General features: G+C 66.7%; 24 protein-coding genes and 2 pseudogenes. 16 read left to right on the forward strand and 10 right to left on the reverse strand.

The genetic code is table 11. From position 1 onward, the window contains the following. The 11 genes and pseudogenes from OR16_RS28375 to OR16_RS28425 all read left to right on the forward strand — a co-directional run. The coding region (locus OR16_RS28375) for a LysR substrate-binding domain-containing protein (RefSeq protein WP_006161923.1) at positions 1-568 on the forward strand (568 nt) is incomplete at its 5' end. A 216-nt stretch (positions 569-784) separates the two neighbouring features. Beyond that, complete coding sequence (locus tag OR16_RS28380; RefSeq protein ID WP_006161925.1) at positions 785-991, forward strand: LiaI-LiaF-like domain-containing protein; 207 nt, start codon at positions 785-787, stop codon at positions 989-991. Further along, a complete protein-coding gene (locus OR16_RS28385) occupies positions 988-1,392 on the forward strand; it encodes a hypothetical protein (protein ID WP_006161927.1) in 405 nt (134 codons plus the stop codon). Before OR16_RS28380 ends, OR16_RS28385 begins: the two co-directional genes overlap by 4 nt. A 93-nt stretch (positions 1,393-1,485) precedes the next feature. Continuing rightward, positions 1,486-2,262, forward strand: a pseudogene (locus tag OR16_RS28390) (sensor histidine kinase); the annotation flags it as partial. Between the two features lie 53 nt (positions 2,263-2,315). Beyond that, positions 2,316-3,146: a LytR/AlgR family response regulator transcription factor gene (locus OR16_RS28395; RefSeq protein WP_006161929.1), complete on the forward strand. Its 831-nt coding sequence runs from the start codon at positions 2,316-2,318 to the stop codon at positions 3,144-3,146. Positions 3,147-3,264: 118 nt separating this feature from the next. Then, the gene (locus OR16_RS28400; RefSeq protein ID WP_043421508.1) at positions 3,265-4,530 is read left to right on the forward strand and encodes an MFS transporter; all 1,266 of its coding nucleotides are present in this window, start codon (positions 3,265-3,267) and stop codon (positions 4,528-4,530) included. A 114-nt stretch (positions 4,531-4,644) separates the two neighbouring features. Next, a complete protein-coding gene (gene rraA / locus OR16_RS28405) occupies positions 4,645-5,142 on the forward strand; it encodes a ribonuclease E activity regulator RraA (RefSeq protein ID WP_006161932.1) in 498 nt (165 codons plus the stop codon). Positions 5,143-5,144: 2 nt separating this feature from the next. Continuing rightward, positions 5,145-5,546: a gamma-glutamylcyclotransferase family protein gene (locus tag OR16_RS28410; RefSeq protein WP_006161934.1), complete on the forward strand. Its 402-nt coding sequence runs from the start codon at positions 5,145-5,147 to the stop codon at positions 5,544-5,546. Positions 5,547-5,643: 97 nt separating this feature from the next. Further along, entirely contained in the window at positions 5,644-6,585 is a 942-nt protein-coding gene (locus OR16_RS28415; protein WP_237717265.1) for an alpha/beta fold hydrolase, read from the forward strand. A 353-nt stretch (positions 6,586-6,938) separates the two neighbouring features. Continuing rightward, positions 6,939-8,234, forward strand: a complete 1,296-nt coding sequence (gene aceA / locus OR16_RS28420; RefSeq protein WP_006161938.1) for an isocitrate lyase — start codon at positions 6,939-6,941, stop codon at positions 8,232-8,234. Between the two features lie 319 nt (positions 8,235-8,553). Then, positions 8,554-9,267: pseudogene (locus OR16_RS28425) on the forward strand (M48 family metalloprotease); the annotation flags it as partial. On the opposite strand, the gene OR16_RS41945 reads toward OR16_RS28425, so the two are convergent. Beyond that, complete coding sequence (locus OR16_RS41945; protein ID WP_006161942.1) at positions 9,256-9,690, reverse strand: universal stress protein; 435 nt, start codon at positions 9,688-9,690, stop codon at positions 9,256-9,258. The pseudogene OR16_RS28425 and the gene OR16_RS41945 overlap by 12 nt on opposite strands. Before the next feature lie 149 nt (positions 9,691-9,839). Further along, a complete protein-coding gene (locus OR16_RS28430) occupies positions 9,840-10,793 on the reverse strand; it encodes a LysR family transcriptional regulator (protein WP_006161943.1) in 954 nt (317 codons plus the stop codon). A 253-nt stretch (positions 10,794-11,046) separates the two neighbouring features. Here OR16_RS28430 and OR16_RS28435 point away from each other — a divergent pair, with 253 nt between their 5' ends. Both OR16_RS28435 and aceB read left to right on the forward strand, forming a co-directional pair. Next, complete coding sequence (locus OR16_RS28435; RefSeq protein ID WP_006161945.1) at positions 11,047-11,748, forward strand: haloacid dehalogenase type II; 702 nt, start codon at positions 11,047-11,049, stop codon at positions 11,746-11,748. Between the two features lie 43 nt (positions 11,749-11,791). After that, the gene (gene aceB, locus OR16_RS28440) at positions 11,792-13,378 is read left to right on the forward strand and encodes a malate synthase A (protein WP_006161946.1); all 1,587 of its coding nucleotides are present in this window, start codon (positions 11,792-11,794) and stop codon (positions 13,376-13,378) included. A 221-nt stretch (positions 13,379-13,599) separates the two neighbouring features. Here aceB and OR16_RS28445 read toward each other — a convergent pair whose 3' ends face one another. The 7 genes from OR16_RS28445 to OR16_RS28475 form a co-directional block, all read right to left on the reverse strand. Then, positions 13,600-14,808: a SidA/IucD/PvdA family monooxygenase gene (locus OR16_RS28445; RefSeq protein ID WP_006161948.1), complete on the reverse strand. Its 1,209-nt coding sequence runs from the start codon at positions 14,806-14,808 to the stop codon at positions 13,600-13,602. Continuing rightward, positions 14,805-16,184 carry an LLM class flavin-dependent oxidoreductase gene (locus OR16_RS28450; RefSeq protein ID WP_006161949.1) on the reverse strand — a complete coding sequence of 460 codons (1,380 nt, stop codon included), beginning with the start codon at positions 16,182-16,184 and terminating at the stop codon, positions 14,805-14,807. Before OR16_RS28450 ends, OR16_RS28445 begins: the two co-directional genes overlap by 4 nt. A 26-nt stretch (positions 16,185-16,210) precedes the next feature. Continuing rightward, complete coding sequence (locus OR16_RS28455) at positions 16,211-17,557, reverse strand: LLM class flavin-dependent oxidoreductase (RefSeq protein ID WP_043421515.1); 1,347 nt, start codon at positions 17,555-17,557, stop codon at positions 16,211-16,213. A 31-nt stretch (positions 17,558-17,588) separates the two neighbouring features. After that, positions 17,589-18,800, reverse strand: coding sequence for an acyl-CoA dehydrogenase family protein (locus OR16_RS28460; protein ID WP_006161952.1), 1,212 nt, complete (start codon positions 18,798-18,800; stop codon positions 17,589-17,591). Positions 18,801-18,832: 32 nt separating this feature from the next. Further along, the gene (locus OR16_RS28465) at positions 18,833-20,020 is read right to left on the reverse strand and encodes an acyl-CoA dehydrogenase family protein (RefSeq protein WP_006161955.1); all 1,188 of its coding nucleotides are present in this window, start codon (positions 20,018-20,020) and stop codon (positions 18,833-18,835) included. Positions 20,021-20,152: 132 nt separating this feature from the next. Further along, complete coding sequence (locus OR16_RS28470) at positions 20,153-20,596, reverse strand: VOC family protein (RefSeq protein ID WP_006161957.1); 444 nt, start codon at positions 20,594-20,596, stop codon at positions 20,153-20,155. Between the two features lie 153 nt (positions 20,597-20,749). Then, entirely contained in the window at positions 20,750-21,466 is a 717-nt protein-coding gene (locus OR16_RS28475; RefSeq protein ID WP_006161959.1) for an SGNH/GDSL hydrolase family protein, read from the reverse strand. Between the two features lie 82 nt (positions 21,467-21,548). Between OR16_RS28475 and OR16_RS28480 the strand changes: the two genes are divergently transcribed. Further along, on the forward strand, positions 21,549-22,019 hold the full coding sequence (locus OR16_RS28480; RefSeq protein WP_006161961.1) for an SRPBCC family protein: 471 nt from the start codon (positions 21,549-21,551) through the stop codon (positions 22,017-22,019). Beyond that, positions 22,016-23,485 (forward strand): DHA2 family efflux MFS transporter permease subunit, encoded by a 1,470-nt coding sequence (locus OR16_RS28485; RefSeq protein ID WP_006161962.1) that lies wholly within the window; start codon positions 22,016-22,018, stop codon positions 23,483-23,485. The genes OR16_RS28480 and OR16_RS28485 overlap by 4 nt, the downstream gene beginning before the upstream one ends. Positions 23,486-23,525: 40 nt before the next feature. Here OR16_RS28485 and OR16_RS44680 read toward each other — a convergent pair whose 3' ends face one another. Next, a complete protein-coding gene (locus OR16_RS44680; protein ID WP_006161964.1) occupies positions 23,526-23,681 on the reverse strand; it encodes a hypothetical protein in 156 nt (51 codons plus the stop codon). A 187-nt stretch (positions 23,682-23,868) separates the two neighbouring features. Between OR16_RS44680 and tsaB the strand changes: the two genes are divergently transcribed. Next, positions 23,869-24,639, forward strand: a complete 771-nt coding sequence (gene tsaB, locus OR16_RS28490; RefSeq protein WP_006161965.1) for a tRNA (adenosine(37)-N6)-threonylcarbamoyltransferase complex dimerization subunit type 1 TsaB — start codon at positions 23,869-23,871, stop codon at positions 24,637-24,639. Positions 24,640-24,708 lie beyond the last annotated feature (69 nt).

Raw genomic sequence — 24,708 nt, forward strand, 5'->3', positions numbered from 1 at the left:
GGAAGCCTCGCCCGCGCATATCGTCGAACTGGTGCTGAGCGGCCAGGCGGATATTGGCATCGCGACCGAGGCGGTGGCCAGCGAGGCGGGGCTGACCTCGTTCGAGGCCTATACCTGGCGCCACGTGCTGGTGGTCTCGCCGGAGCACCCGCTGACGCACCTGCCGGAGCCAACGCTGGAAGACATCGCGGGCTTCCCGATCATTACCTACGATGCCGGGTTCACCGGGCGCCGCAAGATCGATGGCGCGTTCGCCGCCGCCGGGCTGCAGCCGGAAATCGTGCTGACGGCCATGGACGCGGACGTCATCAAGACTTACGCGGAGCTGGAACTGGGCGTGGGCATCATCGCCTCGATGGCCTACGATGAACGCAAGGATGCCGGGCTGGTGCGGATTGCGGCCGACCATTTGTTCGAGCCCAATACCACCAGCGTGGCCGTGCGCCGCGGCGCCTACCTGCGCGGCTACGCGCATGCCTTCATCAACATGTTCGCGCCGCACCTCTCGCGCGACACGGTCAGCAGCGCGCTGTCCGAGCCGGCGGGCGGGCAGGTGGTCGAGGCCTGATAGCCCGGGCTGGCGGCACCTGGGCAAGCCCGGTGCCGATCGCGCCGCATCCTCGCGTTTCGCGCCATCCGCTTTCCATTCGTCGCACGCCACTTTCGTAGCGGCCGGTGTCCGCGTAGAGTCACTACTGTTCGTGATGGAATACGTTGATACCGTCACATGGCTTGATGCACCGCAATATCGACGGTGCACGGGTCCGCACGAGAGGAGAGCGCGATGAAGCAACGCCGTAGCGGCAAGGGGCTGATCGCCCCGATCATCCTGATTGCATTGGGCGCGGTATTCCTCGCGCAAAACGGCGGCTTGTTGCCGACCTCTCTGGTGCGAGACGGCTGGCCCGTACTGCTGATCGCCCTGGGCGCCATCGTGCTGGTGCGCCGCCTGGCCTGGAGCCGCGTCAACCAGCGCGGCCCGAAGCCATGAGCGCTCGGCCTGAAGGGCTGCTGAGCTGGCAATGGCGCGGCTACGCCCGCAATCACAATCACCCGCGCAGCCTGTTGCTGCACATGATCGCGGTGCCGATGTTCATGGCCGGCAATGTGCTGTTCGTCTACGGCGTGTTGTCGCTATCGGTGCCTGCAGGAGGGCTGGGCGTGCTGTGCATGGCCTTGTCGATGATGCTGCAAGGGCGGGGGCACCGGCTCGAGGCGGTAAGGCCCGAGCCGTTTGCCGGCCCGCTTGACATCGCCCGGCGGATCCTGGCTGAACAATGGATCACTTTTCCGCGCTATGTGCTGTCTGGGCAGTGGTGGGCCGCGTTGCACGGCCACGGCGCCAATCCCGGGGGCGATGACGTCAACGCCGGTGAGCGGCCTTTACAATAACGATCAGTTGTCCTCGACCTTGCCCCTATGAAATCGCTGGATCGCTGTCCCGCCGCCATTCCCTCCAGGATCTCGATCCTCGCGCGCGACCTTGCGCGCGAGAAGCTCGCCCATCTCGAGCGGCAGGCAGCGCTCGATGCTTTGCAGCGCGAAGAGGCCGAGAAGCAGCTGGTGCGCGCGCAACTGATGGCCCTGCAGGCGCAGATCGAGCCGCATTTCCTGTTCAACTCCCTGGCCAACCTCGATTGCCTGATTGCCACCGACCAGCAGGCCGCGAGGCGCCTGCTGCAGCGGCTGATCGGCTTCCTGCGCATGTCGTTGTCCCACACGCGCGCCGAGCAATGCACGTTGCGCCAGGAGTTCGAGTTGCTGCGCAGCTACCTGGACATACAGGCGCTGCGTTTCGGCACGCGCCTGGCCTATGAGATCGAGCTTCCGCCCGAGCTGGCGGAGGTGGAGATCCCGCCCATGCTGATCCAGCCGCTGGTGGAGAACGCGGTCAGCCACGGCATCGAGCCGTGCATGCATGGCGGCAGGATCGTGCTGTCGGCACGGGCGCAGGGCGACAACGCCGTGCAGGTGCTGATCACCGATACCGGGGTGGGTTTCGGGCATGCCATGACCAAGGGCTCCGGTCTTGGGCTGACCCATGTGCGCGAGCGGCTGGCGCGGATTTTCGGGGCTGCGGCCAGCATGCAGATGGAAGAAAACACGCCGCGCGGCGTGATCGTCCGGCTCACATTGCCGGTGGTACGAACGGTGGCGCCTGCCGTTGCCCACGCACCGCAGCCGGTGCCCGCTGGCATGGCCGCCGGCGTGCGCGCGATGCCCCCCGTGAGCGCTGCCACGCAAGGCATTTCCCATTCTTGAGGCGCCTCGCCACTTAGACCGCTTCGACCGATCCGCCCCTTACTCCCGTTTCCATGGCCCCGACCCTGTTGATCGCCGACGACGAGCCACTGCTCGCGCGCGCCTTGCACGCCGAATTGTCCAGCCTGTGGCCCGAGGCGCAGGTCGTCGCCGTGGTGCATGACGGTGTGTCCGCGCTGGAGGCGGCCCGCCTGCATGAGCCCCAGGTAGCGTTCCTCGATATCCGCATGCCCGGCATGAGCGGCATGGACGTGGCGCGCGAGCTGATGGCGTTCGATCCGCCGCCGCTGGTGGTGTTTGTCACGGCATACGACCAGTTCGCGCTGGAGGCCTTCGAGCGCGAGGCCGTCGACTACGTGCTCAAGCCGGTGCAGCCCGAGCGGCTGGAGGCGACGGTGCACCGTCTCAAGGCAAGGCTGGCGGCCCAGGGGCAGGCCAGCGAGGAGGGCGGCGCGGCCCTCGATACCGATCGCCTGGCGCAACTGCTGGCGCGCCTCGAGACGCTGGGGCCGGGTGGCGGCGCGGCGCAGCAGGCGCCGGCGGGCGCGCCGCAACATGGTTACCTGCGCTTCATCAAGGCCCTGGTCGGCCAGGAGATCCGCATCATTCCGGTGGACGAGGTGATCTACCTGGAGGCGACGGACAAGTATGTCAACGTCGTGTCCGCGAGCGGCGAGGCACTGATCCGCACCAGCCTGCGCGAGCTGTCGCAGCAGCTCGACCCCGAGCGCTTCTGGCAGATCCATCGCGGCACAGTGGTCAATATCGACTGCGTGGCCAGCGCCGTGAACCAGTCGCTGGGGCGGCTCTCGCTCAAGCTGCGCAATCGCACGGAAACCTTGCCAGTGGCGCGCCAGTACGCCTATCTGTTCAAGCAGATGTAACGCGCAGGGCACCCCTGCCTCGGGCGGTTTTACTCTATGATGCGGTATTCGCAGCGCGCTTCCTGAGCCTGGCAGCATGGCCGGCGCGCCATGCCAAGCCCAGCAAGATAGCCGCCCGATGACTTCCGCCACCCTCGATCCCGTTCGCAATCCGCTGCGCCACGACGCCCAGGTCATCGGCCTGGTCGGGCTGGCCCACGGTGTCTCTCACTTCTTTCACCTGCTGCTGGCGCCCCTGTTCCCGTGGATCAAGGCGGAGTTCGGCCTGAGCTATGCCGAGCTGGGTTTGCTGATGACGGTGTTCTTCGCCGTGTCGGCCGTGGTGCAGACCGCGTCGGGCTTCGGCTTCGTGGTGGATCGCTTCGGCCCCAAGCCGGTGCTGTTTGGCGGCCTGGGGCTGCTGGGCACGGCAGCCTTGCTGCTGTCGGTCAGCCCCAGCTACGCGATGCTGCTGCTTGGCGCCGGCGTGGCCGGGATCGGCAACGGCGTGTTCCATCCCGCCGATTTCACCTTGCTCAACAAGCATGTTTCCCAGCCGCGGCTGGGGCACGCGTTCTCGGTGCATGGCATCTCGGGCAATCTCGGCTGGGCCGCGGCGCCGATCTTCCTGGTGACCATTGCCGAGCTCGGCAGCTGGCGCACCGCGCTCGCCAGCGCCTCGGCGGTGGCCTTTGGCGTGCTGGCCGTGTTGCTGGCCTTTCGCCATGTGCTCGATCCCCGCGCCGGCGCTGCGCCCAGGCCGGTCGCTGCGGCGGCCAAGGCGGGCGGCAGCATGCTGGCGTTCCTCAAGCTGCCGCAAGTGTGGATCTGCTGGGCCTTCTTCCTCGTCACCACCTTTTCGTTCTCCGGCATCCAGAGCTTCGCGCCGACCGCGCTGACCCAGCTCTACGGCATGCCGCTGACGCTCGCCACGGCTTCGTACACCGTCTACATGCTGTGCAGCGCGGGCGGCATGATCGTGGGCGGCTTTGCGGCGGGGCGCACCAGCAACCACGACCGCCTGATCGCGATGAGCTTCACGCTGTCGGGCCTGGTCGCCATCGTGGTGGGGCTGGGCGTGCTGCCGGCCGTCATGGTGCCGGTGCTGATGGGCGTGATCGGCTTCGGCGCGGGCACGGCCGGGCCTTCGCGTGACCTGCTGGTGCGCGCGGCGGCCCCTGCCGGCGCCACGGGCCGGGTCTATGGCGTGGTCTACTCGGGCCTGGATATCGGCCTGGCCAGCGGACCGCTGTTCTTCGGCATGCTGATGGACGCGCACTGGCCGAGCTGGGTGTTCTTCATGATCGGCGCCTTCCAGATGCTGGCGATCTTCACCGCCGTCACGGTTGGCAATGGCAACCGCTCCCGCCGCGAGGTGGCGGGCAAGCGCGCGGCCGCCGGCTGACGCAGGCGCTGGCCGGGATGGCGCTGGCGCGCGCCCGGGCGGTGCGCAGGATCCATTGGCGCCGCGCGCGGCCTTCGCTTTTCACTTTCCACTTTTCTGATTCGGGAGTCCTTCATGAGCTTTGCTACCACTGACCTGTGCGATGCCAATGAGGCACGCCTGGCCGACGGCTCGCTGCGCGTGCTGTCGCCGGTATTCCAGCATTTCGGCAAGCGCGCGGCGTTCTCCGGCCCGGCGGCCACGCTCAAGGTGTTCGAGGACAACTCGCTGGTGCGCGAGGCGGTCGAGTCGCCCGGCAACGGCCGCGTGCTGGTGGTCGATGGCGGTGGCTCGCTGCGCTGTGCGCTGGTGGGCGGCAACCTTGGCGTGCTGGCCGAGAAGAACGGCTGGGTCGGCATCATCGTGCATGGCTGCGTGCGCGATAGCGGGGAGCTTGCGGTATGCGATATCGGCCTGCGCGCCCTGGCCCTGCACCCGCAAAAGAGCCAGAGGCGCAATGTGGGCGAGCGCGAGGTCACCGTGCAAATGCCCGGCGCCGTGGTGCGGCCCGGCAACTGGATCTATGCCGACGCCGATGGCGTGCTGGTGGCGGACACCAAGCTGGAGGGCTGAGCATGCCAGTGGTCTTTGTCTATGGCACGCTGCGCGCGGGCGAAGTCAACGACCTCAACGCGGCCGCGCGCAGGCACGGCATCGCCGCGCCGCGCCTGATCGGCAGCGCGACGGTGGCGGGGCGGCTTTATGACTTCGGCACGTATCCAGGGCTGGTGCTGGACGCTGCCGCGCCCGGCGTGGCGGGCGACTTGTACGAGGTCGATGCCGCGCTGGTGCCCGTGCTCGACGAGATCGAGGAGATCTATCCGGGCCAGGCCTCGTTGTTCGTGCGCGAGGAGCGCGTGGTGGCGCTCGGTGATCAAGCCGTCAGTTGCCTGCTTTACCCGGTGGGGGAGGATGCCGTCGCTGGCCTGCCGCGCATCGATTCCGGCGACTGGGTGGCCTACCGGCGCGCCCGCTAGTCCGCTTGCGTTTCAAACGCCGCGTCGCGCGCTCGCCGCGCGGCCGGTCTTGGCGTAGCATCGGCAACCATTCCATCGTCCGATGTCATGGTTAAGCATGCACGCTCCCGATTCCCCTCCCAACCAGCGATTCGTCCAGTCCGGCGGCGTACGGCTCGCCGTCAAGACCTGGGGCGATCCCGCGCGCCCAGCCATGGTGCTGGTGCACGGCTATCCGGACAACAGCGCGGTCTGGCATGGCGTGGCGCCTCTGCTGGCCAATGACTATTACGTAGTTGCCTACGATGTGCGCGGCGCTGGCGGCTCTTCGGCACCCAAAGGCGTGGCGGCCTATCGCCTGGAGCGGCTGACGGAGGATTTCAGCGCGGTGATCGACGCCGTTTCTCCCGATGCGCCCGTCCACCTGGTCGGCCATGACTGGGGCTCGATCCAGTGCTGGGAGTTTGTCACCGAGCCACGCCTGCGCATCGCTTCTTATACGTCGTGCTCCGGGCCTTGCCTGGACCATGTCGGGCACTGGATGCGGGGAAACCGGCGTCTGTCGTTCACGGCGCTTTCGCGCTCGCTGCGGCAGATGGTGTCGTCCTGGTACATCTATGTCTTCCACCTGCCGTGGCTGCCCGAGTTGAGCTGGCAGCTCTGGATGGGCAGCGCCTGGCCGCTTTACCTGAAGCGGACCGAGCGCATCGAGGCGGATGCCAATCCCACCCAGGCCGCGGATGGCTGCCACGGGCTGGCGCTGTACCGTGCCAACATGTTGCCGCGCCTGCTGTCACCGGGGGCGCGCCATGCGCATGCGCCGGTGCAGGTGATCGTGCCGCTGCTGGATCGCTATGTCAGGCCGGCGCTCTCCGAGGATCTGTCGCGCTGGGTAGAGCGCTGGTGGCGCCGGGAGGTCAGCGCGCGGCACTGGCTGCCGCTGGCGGACCCCGCCGGCATGGCCGCGATGGTGCGCGATCTGGCCGGGCACATCGATGGCGGCCCGGAACCCCTGGCATTGCGCCAGGCGCGCATGGCGCCAAATCCCGATATTTCATAATGCGGAATACTGTTTTGTGCGGCAAAAAATGTAGATGCGTAGCACAACGGGCATGTCTCATGATGGAAGATGGCCTTCCGTATTGTAAAAAATATTTTGTAACTTGTTGATTATAAATAATAAAAAAACTCAGCAAGGACTGCATTCCGAGCTGTTGCGACGCGGGACGTTTCCCTACACTCTTATATAAGACACATGACCTGAACGGCAATAAACAGGGGTGGCGAGGCCAGCAAGACAGCGCCTCCAAACCACCTCCCGAAAGTGCCTCGGTCGGCAACTCGGCACCACGGTGTGGCTAGCCTGTCGCAAGTTTCCAATGCCATCCCTGTCTTAAACACTAGGAGAGTGAAATGTCTCGCGAAACCGAAGCAAAGAACCTGCAAAAGGAATGGGATACCAATCCCCGCTGGAAGGGCGTCGCGCGTCACTACACCGCCGATGACGTCGTGCGCCTGCGCGGCTCCGTGCAGATCGAGCACACGCTGGCCCGCCGCGGTGCCGAGAAGCTGTGGCACCTGCTGAATACCGAGCCGTTCGTCAACACGCTGGGCGCGCTGACCGGCAACCAGGCCCTGCAACAGGTCAAGGCTGGCCTCAAGGCCATCTACCTGTCTGGCTGGCAAGTCGCAGGCGACGCCAACCTGGCCGGCGAAATGTACCCCGACCAGTCGCTGTACCCGGCCAACTCGGTGCCGCAGGTGGTTCGCCGCATCAACAACACCTTCCAGCGCGCCGACCAGATCCAGTGGAGCGAAGGCAAGGGCGATACCGATTTCTTCGCACCGATCGTGGCTGACGCCGAAGCCGGTTTCGGCGGCGTGCTCAACGCCTTCGAACTGATGAAGTCGATGATCGACGCGGGCGCTGCCGGCGTGCACTTCGAAGACCAGCTGGCTTCGGTCAAGAAGTGCGGCCACATGGGTGGCAAGGTGCTGGTGCCGACGCGTGAAGCCGTCGCCAAGCTGACCGCCGCCCGCCTGGCCGCCGACGTGTCTGGCGTGCCGACCCTGGTGATCGCCCGTACCGACGCTGAAGCCGCCGACCTGCTGACCTCCGACGTGGATGAGCGCGATCGCCCGTTCTGCACCGGCGAGCGCACGGTGGAAGGTTTCTACCGCGTCAAGCCGGGCATCGAGCAATCGATCGCGCGCGCCCTGGCCTACGCGGAAGTGGCTGACCTGGTGTGGTGCGAAACCGGCAAGCCGGACCTGGAATTCGCCAAGAAGTTTGCCGAAGCCGTCCACGCCAAGTTCCCGGGCAAGATGCTCGCCTACAACTGCTCGCCGTCGTTCAACTGGAAGAAGAACCTGGACGATGCCACCATCGCCAAGTTCCAGAGGGAGCTGGGCGCCATGGGCTACAAGTTCCAGTTCATCACGCTGGCCGGCTTCCACTCGCTGAACTACTCGATGTTCAACCTGGCCTACGGCTATGCCCGCAACCAGATGAGCGCCTTCGTCGAGCTGCAGGAGAACGAGTTCAAGGCAGCCGAGAAGGGCTTCACCGCCGTCAAGCACCAGCGCGAAGTCGGCACCGGTTACTTCGACGCCGTGACCCAGACCATCGAAGGCGGCCAGTCGTCCACGACCGCCCTCAAGGGTTCGACCGAAGACGAACAATTCTTCGACGAAAAGAAAGTAGCCTGAGGCTTCAGATCGCCAGATCGAATAGCTGGGCATCTTGAAGGGCGTGCGACCATCACGCCCCTCAATTAGGCGCCGCGCCGTCTCCCTCTCAGGGACGGCGCGGTTTTTTGCTTTCTGGGACGGGATTGCAGAAAAGTGTTAAAAATTGTATCCGTATCGATTCAGACACTTATGCGTAACTTGAGGCGTTTTAGGCGATATGATGCTGCCCGTGTGTGAGTAAAGCCACACCGCAGGTCGCCGGGCAGCCACCGGCAAGTCTCCACTCAAGCCACTGGCAAGCAACCCGGCCGGTGTCGATCCCAAGAAGACCACAAGCATGAAGCACAATCTCTCCCTGGCCGCTATCGTTGCGCTCTGCGCTGCCGTGGCCGGCTGCGCCGGCACCAATGTCGACGGCATGATGGGTGCGGGCACCTCGCTGTTCAAGGCGGCCTCGCTGAGCGATGGCGACGTCAAGGCGATGTCCGACCAGTCCTGCGCCGAGCTCGACAAGACCAACAAGATCGCGGCCGCCAACAGCATCTATGGCAAGCGCCTGGCCAAGATCATGGCGGGCCTGCAATCGAGCGGCCTGCCCAACGTGAACGCCAAGGTCTACCTGACCAAGGACGTCAACGCCTGGGCCATGGCCAACGGCTGCGTGCGCGTGTACAGCGGCCTGATGGACATGATGACCGACGACGAAGTGCGCGGCGTGGTGGGGCATGAGCTGGGCCACGTGGCGCTGGGCCATACCAAGAACAAGATGCAGGTGGCATACACCACCATGGCGGCGCGCGGCGCGCTGGCCGCCGCCGGTGGCACCGTGGCCGCGTTGTCGGCTTCGCAGCTGGGCGAAATGGGCGAGCAACTGATCAACGCACAATTCTCGCAAACGCAGGAAAGCGCCGCCGACGACTACTCGTTCGATGTGCTGACCAGGAACAAGGCCAATACCGGCCGATCCAGTAAAAAGGCTGGCAGCCCCGTTCGGGGCGGCCAGCCTTTTTGTTGTTTGGCGCCTGGCGCCAGCGCGCGCTCAGCGATACACGATCACCGGGATGTCGGTATGCGTCAGCACCTTCTGGGTTTCGCTGCCCAGCAGCAAGCCCGACAAGCCGCGCCTGCCGTGCGAGGCCATGAAGATCACGTCGCAGCCATGGCGCTCGGCGGCGTCGATGATGCCCAGGTAGGGCACGGCAAAAGTGGACATGTCGGCGTCAAAGCTGATGCCGTCGGCCCTGGCGGCGGTTTCCACCTCCTTCAGGTACAGCTTGGCCTGGCTTTCGATGCGGTCCCTGAAGGCCTGGGGCGCCTCCACCACGATCTCGCTGAACGGCGTGTACGGGTATTCCTCCAGGCAGACGTAGGCGGTGACCCGCGCATTGATTGTCTTGGCCAGTTCCAGCGCGCCGTCGATGGCCTTCTTGGACAGTTCCGAACCGTCGGTGGGTAGCAGGATGTGCTTGAACATGCTGGACTCCTTTGGGGCGAATGGACCAAGTGGGCCGATTGGATGCGTGGACGTGTGGACGCGTGGACGAAAGGCAGGCCGCATGGCACCTGTCACCTGTCATTGTAGGCAGGGGTGGCGCATGCGGCATTGCCCTAAATCAAATCGAACTACGAATTGACTGCCAGTTGCGGCTTGCTGGCGGCGGATGCCTGCTCCGCGCGCCGCCAGTAGGCCGGGTTGCCATAGGTGTTCTTCAGGTGGTCGATAAACAGCCGCACCCGCAGTGGCAGGTGCTTGCGCTGCGGAAAGACGGCGTGGATGCCGATCGGCGGCGCCTGGAACTCGTCGAGCACCGTGACCAGCCTGCCACTGGCAATTTCCTGCCCGACTTCCCACCATGAGCGCCATGCCAGCCCGTGGCCATGCAGGCACCACGCGTGCAGCACCGCGCCATCGGTGCACTCCATGCTGCCGCCCACCTTGACCGTCACCGGGCGTCCTTCCTGCTGGAACGCCCAGCCGCGCTGCACGTTGGCGCTGGCGCCAAAGGCCAGGCAGTTGTGGCGCGTGAGATCCTCGGGCTGGGCGGGCACGCCGTGGCGCGCCAGGTAATCGGGAGACGCCACCACCACGCGCCGGTTCTCCGCCAGGCGGATCGACACCAGGCTGGAGTCGGGCAGGTCGCCCAGGCGGATGGCGCAGTCGAAGCCCTCGTTGACGAGATCCACCACGCGGTCCGACAGGTCAAGCGTGATGGTCACATCCGGGTGCGACTCGATGAACAGCGGCACCAGCGGCGCCACGTGCTTGCGGCCATAGCCCGCCGGCGCGGTCACGCGCAGGTGGCCGCTGGCCTTGACGCCGCCGGCCGAGACGCTGGCCTCGGCGTTGTGCAGGTCGTTGAGGATGCGCTGGCAATCTTCCAGGAAGGCCGAGCCCTCGAAGGTCAGGCTGATCTTGCGGGTGGTGCGCAGCAGCAGCTTGACGCCCAGGCGCTCTTCCAGCGCATCGATGCGCCGGCCGATGATGGCGGGCGCCACGCCCTCGGCCGCGGCGGCCGCAGACAGGCTGCCGCGCGCGGCTACCGAGACAAAGGTCTCCAATTGTTTGAAATGATCCACGAAGCTCGCCAGTTTTGTGCCTCATGCCACCCAAGAAACGGCGTGGGTGAGGTAATGGAGTGGATTTGGTGCCTTATCTTTACACCGTTAGCGAAGATTAGTGGGGTAAAAGTAAAAGATCAAGTGACCCTGACCGACTTTGCCGCACTGCAACGTCTCCCTACAATGCTATGCATTCATTGGTGTACAGGCCCACGCAGTGGCGCTGGCCGGCCGGGTTTGCCGGGTTTGCCAAAGGGAACCGCTCTAGCTCATGCAAAAGATCCGCGCAGTCGTCTTCGATGCCTACGGCACGCTGTTCGACGTGTATTCCGTCACCGCGCGCGCGGAGCAATTGTTTCCGGGCAAGGGTGAGGCGCTGGCATTGCTGTGGCGCGAGCGGCAGATCGACTACACCCGCATCCGCTCGATGGCCGCGCCCGGCGGCGCATACTACAAGCCGTTCTGGGCGATTACGGTGGATGCGCTGCGCTATGCGGCCGAGCGCCTGCAACTGGTGCTGGACGCGGCGGTGGAGGCGCAACTGCTCAAGGAGTACGCATGCCTGTCGGCCTTTCCGGAAAACCTCGGGGCGCTCAAGCGCCTGCGGGCAGCCGGGCTGCCGCTGGGCATTCTTTCCAACGGCAACCCCGAGATGCTGGACATCTCGGTCAAGAGCGCCGGCATGCACGGGCTGTTTGACCACGTGCTGTCGGTGGACGCGGTGCGCATGTACAAGACTGCGCCCGAGGCCTACGCGCTCGGCCCCAAGGCGTTCGGCGTGCCGGCCGGGGAGATCCTCTTCGTCTCCTCCAACGGCTGGGATGCTTGCGGCGCCGCCTGGTACGGCTACACCACGTTCTGGATCAATCGTGCCGGTCATCCGGCGGAGCGGCTCGATGTGAGCCCTTCCGGCACCGGGCACGACATGAATGACCTGCTCGAATTCGTCCGCGCCCAAGGCGCGGCGGTTTGACGGCGGGCACCTTTAATCAACCATCGATCACAGGAGAACACTGATGGCCATCACGCTGCCTGCGGGCATGAAGATTACCGGCGAAATCCTGCCGGCCTACGAAGACATCCTCACGCCGGCGGCCCTGGCCCTGGTGGACAAACTGCATCGCGCCTTCGAGCCGCGCCGCCAGGAACTGCTGGCGGCCCGTGTCGAGCGCACCAAGCGCCTGGACGCCGGCGAGCTGCCCGATTTCCTGCCGGAAACCAAGAGCGTGCGCGAAGGCGACTGGAAGGTCGCACCGGTGCCGCCGGCACTGCATTGCCGCCGCGTGGAAATCACCGGCCCGGTCGAAGCCAAGATGGTCATCAACGCGTTCAACTCCGGCGCGGACAGCTACATGACCGACTTCGAGGACTCCAACACCCCCAACTGGCACAACCAGTTGCAGGGTCAGGTCAACCTCAAGGCCGCCGTGCGCCGCACCCTCACGCTGGACTCCAACGGCAAGCATTACAAGCTGGGCGACAAGATCGCCACGCTGCAAGTCCGCCCGCGCGGCTGGCACCTGGATGAAAAGCACGTCACCATCGACGGCCAGCGCGTCTCGGGCGGCATCTTCGATTTCGCGCTGTTCCTGTTCCATAACGCCAAGGAACAGATCGCACGCGGCGCCGGCCCGTTCTTCTACCTGCCGAAGATGGAAAGCCACCTCGAAGCCCGTCTGTGGAACGACGTCTTCGTCATGGCCCAGAACGAAATTGGCCTGCCGCAAGGCACCGTCAAGGCGACCGTGCTGATCGAGACGATCCTGGCCGCCTTCGAGATGGAAGAAATCCTGTATGAGCTGCGCGAGCACAGCGCAGGCCTGAACGCCGGCCGCTGGGACTACATCTTCTCGTGCATCAAGAAGTTCAAGGTCGACAAGAACTTCTGCCTGGCCGACCGCGCCAAGGTCACCATGACCGCGCCGTTCATGCGCTCGTACGCGCTGCTGCTGCTCAAGACCTGCCACAAGCGCGGCGCGCCCGCCATCGGCGGCATGAGCGCACTGATCCCGATCAAGAACGATCCGGAGAAGAACGCCATCGCCATGCAAGGCATCATCAACGACAAGAAGCGCGATGCCACCGATGGCTACGACGGCGGCTGGGTGGCTCACCCGGGCCTGGTCGAGCCGGCCATGAAGGAATTCGTGGCAGTGCTGGGCGACGCGCCCAACCAGTTCGGCAAGCAACGCGATGACGTCAACGTGGCGGCCAAGGACCTGCTGGACTTCCAGCCGGAAACCCCCATTACCGAAGCCGGCCTGCGCATGAACATCAACGTCGGCATCCACTACCTCGGCTCCTGGCTGGCCGGCAACGGCTGCGTGCCCATCCACAACCTGATGGAAGACGCCGCCACCGCCGAAATCTCGCGCTCGCAAGTGTGGCAGTGGATCCGCTCGCCCAAGGGCAAGCTGGAAGACGGCCGCAAGGTGACCGCCGAGATGGTGCGCGCGCTGATCCCGGAAGAACTGGCCAAGGTCAAGGAATTCGTCGGTGGCGACACCACGACCTATGACCGCGCCGGCGAGATCTTCGAGCAGATGTCCACGTCGGAAGATTTTGCAGAGTTCCTGACCCTGCCGCTGTACGAAGAGATCTGACCGGGCGGTAGCCCTTGCCTGGCCGGGGCTTCTGCCTCGGTGTTAAAAAACCCGCAGCCTGGTGTGCTGCGGGTTTTTTTTATGGGTGCGCCCCCGGGGAGGGCGGCGCGGCCTGCGCACCCTGTGTTGAATCGGGCTTGCGTGGAGATTGCTGCGTGCTGCACGCTGCACGTGCGTGTTAGTTGCTTGTTGGTACAAGATTAGCGGCGCTGCCGGTCGCGTCAGGCCGCCACGAGCGCCGCGCCTGCAGGCTTCCAGACCGCACCCGCATAAAACTCCGCCCCAAAATCCGCCGGCACGTCGCCACGCATCCGCTGCTCATGGAGCGCCAGATCGGCCAGCAGCAGATCGCGGCTGATACGCGCGACCGAGCGAGGAATATCACGCCGCATGCTGGGCACATCGCCCAGCGGCAGGCCGACGCTGGCAAAGCCTGCCGGGTTGTGCACGTGGATATCGCGCAGCCAGGGTGTGGCACCCGCCGTTTTCTCCAGGTACTCAAGGCCGCTGCCCAGATAGGGCGACGCGCCGAGCTCGTCGTCGCGCGCATCGGCCGGCGGCTGGTAGCGGTCGCGCCAGCGCAGGATATGCGGCGCGATGTCGGCCAGTTCCGGACGAGCCGATGGATCCGCCAGGTAGCCGGTGCCGGCAATCGCGAAGTCAAAGCGCAGCGTCTGCCCTTGCACCTCGGTGACGATGTGGCCGGACTCCACCTCGGCCGTGGACAGCGTTGTGCTCAGGTGCAGATGGAAGTGCGGGAACTTGAGCACGCGCTCCACCGAATCGGCCGGCGGCGTGGAGCCGGCGCGGCGGTAGCGAATGGCTTGCGCCCAGCGCGTAGCATCGGGCAGGGCGTGGTAGTTGTCGTAAAGGCCGGGGTAGGCGCGCACGCGCGACACCGGCGTGGCGGCGATATGGCCGCGGCGCGCGAACAGGTGGACGGAGGCGGCGCCGGCTTCCAGCGCCACGGCGGCGGCGTCGAAGGCGGAGGCGGCCGCCCCCAGCACGGCGACCGTCTTGCCGCGCAGCGCGCCGAAGTCGATGGCATCGGCGGTGTGGGCGGCCAGCCCGGCGGCCACGGCCTGCGACAGCACGGCGGGGACGAACGGGGCGCCATTGCCGGCCACGCCGTTGGCCAGGATGACCTTGCGCGCGGTCTCGATGCGCGCCCCTGCGTTGGTTTGCAGATGCAGCCGGAAGTGCTGCACCGCGGCGCCGGCGACGGGCTCGATGCGAACCACCCGCGTGGCATATCGCACCTGCACGAAGGCGTAGGCGCTGCCGCTCTGGCCGCCGCCGACGATGGCCACGTTGTGGTCGATGCCCGCGTGGTCTGGCACCCAGTTGTCGGGCGCGGGGCCGAGCAGGCGCAGCGTTTCGCGCGCAAGGAAATCGGGGGCCGGTGCGGGAAGGGAAGAGGTAGTCGTCATGCTGCGGCGGCAAGGGTTGGGGTGGCGGGTCTGGAGGACGCGGCGGGATGCACGGGGCGCTTGAGCCCAAGGTGCTCGCGCAGCGTGCTGCCGTGGTACTCCGCACGGAACAGGCCACGGCGGCGCAACTCCGGCAGCACCAGCGCGATGAAATCGGTCAGCCCACCCGGCAGCACCGGCGACATGATGTTGTAGCCGTCGGCGCCGTATTTGCGAAAGCGCTCCTCGAGCTGGTCGACGATCTGTTCGGGCGTGCCGATCACCTGCCAATGGCCGCGCGCACCCGCAACGCGCTGGTAAAGCTGGCGGATGGTCAGGTTCTCGCGCCGCGCCAGGTCGATCACCAGGCGCTGGCGGCTCTTGCTGGCATTGGTCTCGGGCAACTCGGGAATCGGGCCGTCGAGCGGATAGCCCGACAGATCGAAGCCGCCGGTCAGGCCCGATACCAGCGCCAGGCCGACCACCGGGTCGATCAGCGCTTGCAGCTGCTCGAATTTCTCCTTGGCTTCGCTTTCGCTCAGGCCCACCACCGGGAACACGCCGGGCAGGATCTTCAGGTCATCCGCCTCGCGCCCGTACCTGGCGAGCCGGCCTTTGACGTCGGCGTAGAACGCCACGGCATCCTCCACGGTCTGCTGTGCCGTGAACACGGCTTCGCCGCTGCGTGCGGCCAGTTCCTTGCCGGCTTCGGAAGAGCCGGCCTGCACCACGACCGGATGGCCCTGCGGCGTGCGCGATACGTTGAGCGGCCCCTGCACCGAGAAATGCTTGCCCTTGTGGCGCAGCACGTGGCGCCGGGCAGGCTCGTAGTAGCGCCCGCTGGCCTTGTCGCGCAGGAAGGCGTCGTCTTCCCAGCTGTTCCACAGCCCGGTGACCACATCGGCGAATTCGGCGGCGCGCTCGTAGCGATCGGCGTGCGCCAGGTGGTGGTCGCGGTTGAAGTTGCGCGCCTCGTGCTCGTTGGACGAGGTGACCAGGTTCCAGCCGGCGCGCCCGCCCGAGATATGGTCCAGCGAGGCGAACTTGCGCGCCACGTGATAGGGCTCGTTGAAGCTGGTGGAAGCGGTGCCGACCAGGCCGATGCGCTGCGTCACCGCGGCCAGCGCGGACAACAGGGTGATGGGCTCGAACTGGGCCTGATAGCTGTGCGCGGTGCGGCTGAGAAATTCAACATCGTCGCCGCGCGTGCCCACGCCGTCGGCCAGGAAGACCAGGTCGAACTTCGCCGCCTCGGCGGCCTGGGCGAGCGCGATGTAGTGCTTGAAGTCGATGCCGGCGTCGGCCTTGGCATCCGGATGGCGCCAGGCGGCGATATGGTGGCCGCTGGGGGGGTAAAGAAAGGCGCCAAGGCTGAGGAAACCGCTACGTTGAGCCATGATTGTTTGTCAGTTGTTGAGGGATATCAGGCGGCCTTGCGTGCGCTTTGCCGGCCTTGCGGCCGCGCTAGCCCCAGGTGCTCGCGCAGCGTGCTGCCTTCGTACTCCGAGCGGAAAATGCCGCGCCGCTGCAAGATGGGCACCACGCCGTCAACGAAGTCCTGCAACCCGTCGGGCAGCGCATCCGGCATCAGGTTGAAGCCATCGGCCGCGCCGTGGCGGAACCAGTGCTCGATGTCGTCGGCAATCTGCTCGGGCGTACCCACGATCACGCGGTGGCCGCCACCGCCGGCCAGCTCGCGGATCAGTTCGCGCACGGTGTAGCCATGGCGCCGCGCGAGCGCCAGCGTGGCGTTGAAGAAGGTGTGATTGCCGTTGCCGTTGGCGGGCAGGGCGAGGTTGTCCGGCAACCGCTCGTCCAGCTTCAGGCGCTCCGGCGTGATGCCGAGCGTGCCGGCCAGCCGGGCCAGGCTGTAGTCCCAAGGGATCAGGTCGATCAGATCGTCGCGCCGGCGGCGCGCCTGTGCCTCGGTGGCGCCGATGATGGTGGTCAGGCCAGCCAGCACCTGCACGGCATCGGGTCCGCGCCCGAGCGCCTGTGCGCGCGCTTTGAGCGCGTGCCCGTAGGCCAGCGATTCCTCGAACGATTGCGACGCCGAGAACACGGCCTCGGCGTGGCGCGCGGCCAGTTCGCGTCCGTCGGCGGAGGCGCCGGCCTGCACCACCACCGGATGGCCTTGCGGCGAGCGCGGCAGGTTGAGCGGGCCTTGCACGCTGAAATGCTCGCCATGGTGCGCAATCGGCCGCACCTTGGCGGTGTCGACGAAGCGCCCCGAAGTCTTGTCGCCGATAAAGGCGTCGTCTTCCCAGCTGTCCCACAGCGCCTTGACGACGGTGGCGAACTCGGACGCGCGCGCATAGCGCTGCGCGTGGTCCGGCGCGGCGTCGCGCCCGAAGTTGCGTGCCGAAGGCGCGTCGGCCGTGGTGACCATGTTCCAGCCGGCGCGCCCCGCGCTCACATGATCCAGCGTGGCAAAGCGCCGCGCGATGTTGTAAGGCTCGTTGTAGCTGGTGGACGCCGTGCCGATCAGGCCGATATGCGTGGTCGCCGCCGCGATGCTGGCCAGCAGCACCGTGGGCTCCAGCGCGGGGATCGGGCGAAAATGGATCTGGTCGACGATGGCGGCGTTGTCCGCCAGGAACACCGCGTCGAGCTTGCCGGCCTCGGCGATCTGCGCCACGCGGATGTAGTGCCGCACGTCGGCAAAGGCAGCGGGATCGCTGTCGGGCAGCCGCCAGGCCGACGGCACGAAGCCCGAGTGCAGGATGTTGATATTGAGGTGGAGCTGGCGCGCGCGCATGGATGCACTCATTGGTAGGTCCCCGGTTCAGGATGGCCTTCGCCTAGTATCCAGCGGCCGACATTGCGCGTCTTGTACTCGGATGGATTGTGCAAGGTATGGATGCGCACGTTGCGCCAGAAGCGGTCCAGGCCGGTTTTCGTACCGCCGAGCGCGCGCCCGTGACCTCGAAGATCTCGCTGGAGACCTGCAGCGCGACCTCGCCGGCCAGCACGTTGGCCGCCGCGATGGCTACCGCCGCTTCGCCGCGTTGCTCGGCGCTGAGCGCTTCGCCACGTGCGATCACGCCGTCGAGCGCAAGCAGCGCGCGGTCGGCCAGTGCGGTGGCGGCCTGGGTCTTGACCCAGAGCTCGCCGTATTGCCGGCGCACCCAAGGATCGTCCACGTGGCGCTCCACGCCCGAGTGAATCCACGGGCGTGACTGATGCACCGTGTATTCGCGCCCGGCGCGCAGCGCACCTTGCGCCGTGCCGATAAACACGTTGAGCAGCACGCTTTGCTGCTGCAGCGGCGTGACCGTGCGGTAGGGCTGCGCGGGCGCGCTGGTGGGATTCAAGGGCACCGGCTGGCCGAGCACTTCGCTCTCGTGCACACGCACGCTCCGGTAGGTGACGCGGCCGCTGCCGGTCTGGCGCTGGCCAATGCCGTCCCAGTCGTCCTCGATCACGATACCTTCGCGGTCCGCGGGAATCGCGGCAAAGCGCCGCTCGCCGCTTGCAGCGTCTTCCCAGGCAATGGCCAGGAAGTCGGCCACGTGCGAGCCGGAGGTGAAGGGGCGATAGCCGTCCAGTACGAACCACTCGCCATCGCGCTGTCCAAACAGGCTCCTGGAAAAGCTGTTCGCCGTGTTGCCCCAGAACCAGTTGCCCGCGGCCGAGCGGCGCCACAGGCTGGCGGCCTTCTCCGGCGCGTTGCGCAGGCGCGGGCTCAGCAGGCTGCTGTAGTGATAGCCGAACAGATGGCCAAGCGAGCCGTCCACTTGCGCGAACAGGCGCGTGATGCGCAGCACGGTCGACCAGGTTTCGCCCTGGCCGCCGTATTCGCGCGGCAGCAGCAGCGCGAGCAGGCCGTGCTCCTTGAGCAGTTGAATCTGCTGTGCGGGTTTCCCGCCAGCCTGGTCGCGGGCGATGGCGTCTTCGGCGAAGCGCTCGCGCAGTGACACGGCGCGGGCGATGAACGGGTTGCTGGTGTCCGGCTCGAACAGCGCGGGCGCTGGTTCGGCCTGCGCATGGAGATAGGCGACGTTGGCGGTCATGAGGTTCAGCGGGTTTAGCGGATTCAACTGGTTCAGCGATAGACGGCGGGCGAGGGGAACTCGCCCGTGAGCAACCACGTGCCTACCGTGCGTTTCTTGTACTCGGCCGGGTTGTGCAGCGTGTGGGTGCGCACGTTGCGCCAGAAGCGGTCGAAGCCATTGGCGTTGGTGGCAGAACGCGCACCCATCACCTCGAAGATCTCGTTCGATACGGCCAGGCCGGTTTCCCCTGCGTACAGGTTGGCGCTAGCCAGCGCGATGGCTACCGGCCCGCGCTGTTCCAGCGTCAGCGCCTGTCCGTAGCCATAGATGGCATCCAGGCTGCGCGCCGCCTGGTCGGCCAACTCGGTCGCCGCCATGGTGCGGATGGCGAGTTCGCCGTATTTGCGCTGGACCCACGGATCATCGACATGGCGTTCCACGCCCGCGTGGATCCATGGGCGCGATTGCGTGGCGGTATAGGCGCGGCCTTCGTCGAGCGCGCCCTGTGCCGTGCCGACGAACACATTGAGCAGCACGCTTTGCTGCAGCAGCGTGGTCAGCGATGCGAAAGGGGTGAGTGGATCATCAGGCTTGCCAAGCAGTTCGTCATCGCGCACCCGCACGCTGTTGAACGTCACGGTGCCGCTACCGGTCTGGCGCTGGCCGATGCCATCCCAGTCATCCTCGATCACGATGCCCGCGCGATTTGCCGGCACCACCCCCATCAGGCGTTGGCCTAGCTCGTTCTCCCACGCCAGCTGGATAACGTCTGCCACATGGCTGCCGCTGGAGAAGGGCCGGAAGCCGGTGACTACCCAGCCATCGTTGCCGGGCGCGCGCTGCGCGCTGGACGTCTTCGACAGCGCATTGCCAGAGTTGCTCCACAGCCATTGCTGTGCGGCCGCGGCGCGCAGCCAGCGATCCTGCTGCGCCGGCGTGCCGCGCGCCTGCACGGCGTGCACCGGCAGATGGTGGTAGCCGAACAGGTGGGCCAGCGAGCCATCGGTGCGCGCGAACTCCCGCACCACGCGCAGCACGGACAACCACGAAGCACCGCCCCCGCCGTACGCGGTGGGAATGCCAGCGCAGAGCAGGCCGCTTTCCTTGAGCAAGCGGATTGCTTCGGTAGGCCGGCCGCCAGCCTTGTCGCGCTGGACCGCATCGGTATGGAAGGCCTCGCGCAGCACCACTGCGCGGGCGACGAAGGGATCGGTCAGATCCGGGTCGAAGTTGGACATGCCGCGTTGCCTTCTCAAAGTTGCACCCGAGGCACGATAGAACAAGGTTGTCGCGACACCAACGAAGCAAACCGCGCTTGCATATCCACTTTTGTGGATGGCCTAGCCGCGCGGGCACGGCCACGCCATGGGCTATTGATCCTGCAACGCCGGCTCCCTGGTTTCCTTTCCCGGCTCGGTGGCGCCATAACCTTCGCCCTTCCACTCGATAAAGCAGAGCCCGTGGCCAAAGGGGTCCGACAGCATGGCCTGCCGCCCCCAGGCGAATTCCTGCGGCCAGTCCTCCAGCTCCGCGCCGGCTTCCAGCGCACGCTCCACGGCGCTTTCCAGGTTGTTCACCACAAAGTCGAGATGCACCGGCGTCCAGTGCCGGCGATAGTCGCGCCGGCCGTCGGCGCGCGTGCTGGGCCTGGTGCCAGGTGTCTTGGCCAGCAGGTAGATTGGTGCGCTGCCGCCCAGCATTTCCGCCACGGACCCGTCGAACAGCTTGCGCGCCAGGCGCAGCCCGAGGCCGTGCTGGTAGAAGCCGATGCCGTGCGCGAGGTCGTCGACGTCGATATTGATCAGCAATTGCATCGCGGTCTCCTGCTTGAAATAGGGGGCGCGGCCCGCATGGAAGCACTCCGCCCGAAGAACAGGATTGTGCGCCGGCACTCCTGACACGTACTGTCAGGAGTGTTCTACTCGGCGCCTGTGACGCGCAAGGCTGAAAGCGGCCCCCGGAGGGCCTCAGGCACGCATTGGCGCCAGCAGCGCATTGACCACGGGCGCCAGCGCATTGCCCAGCGCGACGTGCTCGGCGGCGTCCAGGTGCACGCCGTCGACTTCGCTGCTATGGATGACCGTGCCGGTGTCGAACCAGTCGCAGCCGCGCGCGTGGCAGACTTCCTGGAAGGCTTGCGCCAGCCCCGCGCACTTGTGCTCGCCGCCCGCGAACTTCGGCGCCAGCGGCCCGCGTGGCGTGGTGATGGGCGGCGGCACCAGCACCAGTACCGGCGGCACTGGCATGCCGGGCTCGATGGGCGCGCCGCGGATGGTGTCGAGCAGGGCGCCGATGCCTTGCGCGGCGTGCCAGGCGTTATGCGGGTGCATGGACTGGAAGTCGTTGCTGCCGAGCATCAGGATGACCAGCGCCAGAGGCGCGTGCATCTCCATGCGTTGCGCCAGGCCCTGGATGCCATTGCGGCCCGGCTTGAAGGGGTCGTCCCAGACCGTGCGGCGACCGTTGAGGCAGTCTTCCAGTATCCGCACCGGGCGCTGCCCGCCGCCGATCCCGCCGTTCAGGGCGAGTTCCAGCCGGCCGGGCCAGCGCACCGGCCATGGCAGGCGCTGGCGCGTGCCCGGCACGATGCCCCACGATAGCGAGTCGGCGTAGACCAGTATCTGCAGCGGATCAACGGCGCAATGGTCGCCGGATCGGGTGTCGGAAGACGGCGGGGCGCTCATGGGCGGGCTCCGGGAAGTTTTGCTGCGGACCTTGGCGCAGACCTTCATAATATCGGCTAACAATGAGATCGGGAGAGTTAAGTTGCGTTTCGAGCACCTGGTGGAGATCAACGATCCACAAAATATCCAGTTGGACACGCTCACGCCGGAGCAGCTCTGGCAAGGGCTGGTGCTGCGCAGTGCCGAGCCCGAGCTGTTTGTCATGGGGCTGGACCGCGCGGAGATCGTGGAGCGGGGCGATGACTGGGTCGAGCGCAAGCTGCATTTCGGCAAGGCCACGATCCGTGACCGCGTCGTGTTCGAGCCGCGCCGCGTCGTGCGCTATGAAACCGCGCCCACCGACGAACACGCCGGTGGCACCCTGACCATGGCGATCGAGACGCCGGGCCCGGGCTCGCTGCTGCTGCGCTTTGTCTACGAAACCACCATGCCCGCGGTGGACGACAGCGGCGATGACCGCTTCGCCGAAATCGTCAAGTCGGCTTATCACGAGGCCGACCTCGACACCGTGCGCAAGATCCGCGAACTGGCCGCCCTCGGACGGCTGGGGTGAGCGAGCAGTCCTCGTCGCCCGCCGCCGGCGGGCAGCCGGGCGCTCCGACCCGGGAATCGCTGCGGGCGCGCTATGGCAGCCGGCTGCGCTGGCTGGTGCTGCTGACGCTGATGCTGGGCACGGTCTCCTCGATCGTGTCGTCGACCATCGTCAACGTAGCCATCCCGGCCCTGAGCCGGCATTTCGTGCTGGGCCAGGACAGCGCGCAGTGGGTGGCGGCCAGCTTCATGATTGCCATGACGCTGTCGATGCTGCTCACGCCGTGGCTGCTTAACCGTTACGGCCTGCGCCGCACGTTCATTGGCAGCTTGCTGTTGCTGGGCGTGGGCGGGCTGGTCGGCGGATTCTCGCCTACCTATGGCGTGATGATCGCCATGCGGGTGGCCGAGGGCATTGCGGCGGGGATCCTGCAGCCGCTGCCCAATATCCTGATCCTGCGGGTGTTCGAGGAGCGCGAGCAGGGCAAGGCGGTCAGCATGTTCGGCTTTGGCGTGGTGCTGGCGCCTGCGCTCGGCCCCAGCGTGGGCGGCTTCCTGGTGGAGGCCTTCGGCTGGCGCTCGATCTTCTTCGTGGTGGTGCCGCTGACCCTGATCGGGCTGTGGATGGCGCGCCGCTTCATGGCGGTGGACTCGGCCATGATGGGCGAGCGCAAGCCGCTTGACTGGCAGGGCCTGGGCCTGGCGGGTATTGCCACAGTGAGCCTGCTCAACGGGCTGGTGCAGATGCGCGAGAGCGTGCCGGCCGGGCTGGCGCTGGCCGGTTTCGGCGTGCTGATGCTGGTGATGTTCGTGTTGTGGCAGTTGCGCGCGGACCATCCGCTGATGAACATGCGCCTGTACAGCTACCGGCAGTTTTCGGCCGGGGCGGTGGTGGCCTTCATCTATGGCGCGGGGCTGTTCGGATCGACCTACCTGCTGCCTGTCTACATGCAGATGGCGCTGGCCTATACGCCGTCGCGCGCCGGGCTGGTGCTGTTGCCGGCTGGCATCGCGCTGGCCCTGACCATTGCCGCGGCAGGGCGGCTGACCAATCGCGTCTCGCCGCACCTGCAGGTGTCGTTCGGGCTGGCGCTGCTGTCGGCTTCGTTCCTGCTGATGGCGATCGGGTCCAAGGCCACGCCTTACCTGCTGCTGGTGGGGTTTGCGGTGCTGGGCCGGATCGGGCTGGGCTGCATCCTGCCGTCGCTGACGCTGGGCTCGATGCGGGGCGTGGATTATTCGCTGATCGCGCAGGGTTCCAGCTGCATCAATTTCATCCGGCAGCTGGGCGGTGCGATCGGGGTGAGCCTGGCTGGCGTCGGCCTGCAATGGCGGCTGGCGGCGCAGGGTGCGGTACTCGGTACCGACGGCGACCCGGCCGCGCGCATTCGCGCCTTCGACGAGACCTTCCTGGCGGTGGGCCTCGTCATCGCTACCGCCATCCTGGCGGCCTGGCGGATCCGGCCAAGGCCGTTGCCACAGGCCTGAATGCGGCTAGCCGGCCGAGCGCCGGCTAGCCGCCATGGCTTCAGGCGGTGGCGCCGCTGCGCAGTTCTTCCACCAGCGCGATGTATTTTTCCTGCGCTTCTTCCTGAGCGGTGCCCTTGAGCATGTTGCTGGGGCGCTCGGTCAGTTGCTTGACGTCGATCTGGGCTTGGGCGAAGCGTGCCTGCAGGTCGCTCATGGGGTTCTCCTGGCTGGATTGGGGGAAGTGTGGCGGCGGGAAAAATCCGGTAGCCGCGATGATAGCGCCCGCCGGCGGGCGTTTGAGCCGAAAGAAACCGAAGAACGCTTCAGTCCGGCGCGCCCCCGGCGAGGCGTGCGCACCGCGCTAGTTCAGCTTTTGAGGCCGCTCCGGATACAATCTCGCCATGTCCTGGATTCTTGCAGTTGAAACCTCCACCGAGTGGTGTTCCGTCGCGCTCGGGCGCATCGCCGATGGCGGCGCCCTGGAGTGCCTGGTTCGTCATGAACACACCGGCCCGCGCTCGTCTTCCCGCGTGCTGCCGGCTGCTGGCGAGCTGCTGGCCGAGGCTGGCATTGCCCTGTCCGACTGCGCCGCCATCGCCTTTGGCGCTGGGCCGGGCTCTTTTACCGGCCTGCGCACTGCCTGCGGCGTGGCCCAAGGCCTGGCCTTTGGCGCCGAGCTGCCGGTCGTTCCCGTCAATTCGCTGATGGCCTGCGCCGAACGGGTGCGCCTGGGCGGGGAAGGGGTGCCGGCGCTGCCGCCTGGCGTATCCGTGCTGGTAGCGCTGGACGCCCGCATGGACGAAGCCTATGCGGGCGCGTTCCGCTGGGACGGCGCCGCGCAGGAGTGGCAGGCGGCGACCGGCATGCAGGTGTGTCCGCCGGAGGCCGTCAGCCTGCCCCCAGGGCCGTTCTGGCTGGCGGGCAGTGCCGCCGCCGTGTTTGGCGAGCGCCTCAAGGCCACGGCGCTCGCGCTGCACGAGGTGCCCGAGGCCTTGCCCGCCGCGCCGGCCCTGGTATCGATCGCCTTGCGCGCGCTGGCCCGTAACGAGACCGTCGCGCCGGCCGATGCCATGCCGATCTATTTGCGCGACAAGGTGGCCCAGACCATCGCCGAGCGCCAGGCCGTGGCGGCGCAGCGCGCTGCGCTGGCCGCGGCGGGAGACCAGCCGTGAGCGTGGAGCGGAAGCCGCCACCGGAAACCGGCTCGGCCAATCCCGGCCAGTGCGCGCCTGCGGCGTCGG

Source organism: Cupriavidus basilensis OR16 (genome assembly GCF_000243095.1).
In the GTDB taxonomy this organism is placed as follows: domain Bacteria; phylum Pseudomonadota; class Gammaproteobacteria; order Burkholderiales; family Burkholderiaceae; genus Cupriavidus; species Cupriavidus basilensis_D.